This is a genomic window from Polaromonas sp. P3_C2, assembly GCF_056402675.1.
Genome location: NZ_JBFUGX010001058.1, coordinates 1 through 932 on the forward strand (window position 1 = coordinate 1; position 932 = coordinate 932).

The 932-nt window shown below is 60.5% G+C and carries 2 protein-coding genes; both read left to right on the forward strand.

Translation table 11 applies throughout. The features are described 5' to 3' along the window. A partial coding sequence (locus AC1DWI_RS24540; protein WP_477726098.1) for an SLC13 family permease occupies nt 1-378 on the forward strand: 378 nt, incomplete at its 5' end. Nucleotides 379-478: 100 nt separating this feature from the next. Beyond that, nucleotides 479-932, forward strand: a 454-nt coding sequence (gene dctP / locus AC1DWI_RS24545; protein ID WP_477726099.1) for a TRAP transporter substrate-binding protein DctP, incomplete at its 3' end; no start/stop codon positions are given.

Consider the following 932-nt stretch of genomic DNA (forward strand, 5'->3'; position numbering starts at 1 on the left):
GCCCTGCTGCAACCGCTTCTGGACAGCCCGAAGTTGCTGATGCTGGCCATCATGGTGCTGGTGATGGTGGTGGGAACCGCGCTGGACATGACGCCCACCATCTTGCTGCTGACGCCGGTGCTCATGCCGGTCGTCAAGGCCGCCGGCATTGACCCGGTGTACTTTGGCGTGCTGTTCATCATCAACAACGCCATCGGGCTGATCACCCCACCAGTGGGCACGGTGCTGAACACGGTGGCCGGGGTGGGCAAGGTGAGCATGGACGAAGTCACCAAGGGCGTGCTGCCCTTCATGTGGGCCCAGTTCGCCATCATGTTCCTGATGGTGGCTTTCCCGCAAATCGTCATCATTCCGGCGCGCTGGTTCTACGGCGGCTGACAACTTTCCGCGCTGCCGGGCGTGCTGGGTACGCCACGGCCGGCAGCCACGTCAAAGCGTACCGTGACACCTCATCCCCTCAAAGAAACCGGAGACAACCATGAAACGCCTGTTTATCAAATCCGTCCTCACTACCGTCGCCCTGGCGGCCTTCGGCATGGCCTCAGCCCAGGACATCAAGGAACGCACCGTCAAGTTCGCCACGCAAAACCCGGACGGCCACCCGATTGTGCTGGGCATGAAAAAATTCGCTGAAACCGTGGCAGCGAAATCGGGCGGCAAGATCAAGGTCAACCTCTTCCCCGGTGGCGTGCTGGGCGGCGATGCACCGAACATCTCCGCGCTGCAAGGCGGCACGCTGGAAATGGTGGTGATGAATTCCGGCATCCTGGCCAGTCAGGCCAAGGAATTTGCCGTTTTCGATTTTCCGTTCATGTTTGCCAGCTCGCAGGAAGCCGATGCCGTGGTGGACGGGCCCTTCGGGAAAATGATGCTCTCCAGGCTCGATGCCAAAAACATCCATGGGCTGGCCTACTGGGAACTCGGTTTTCGCA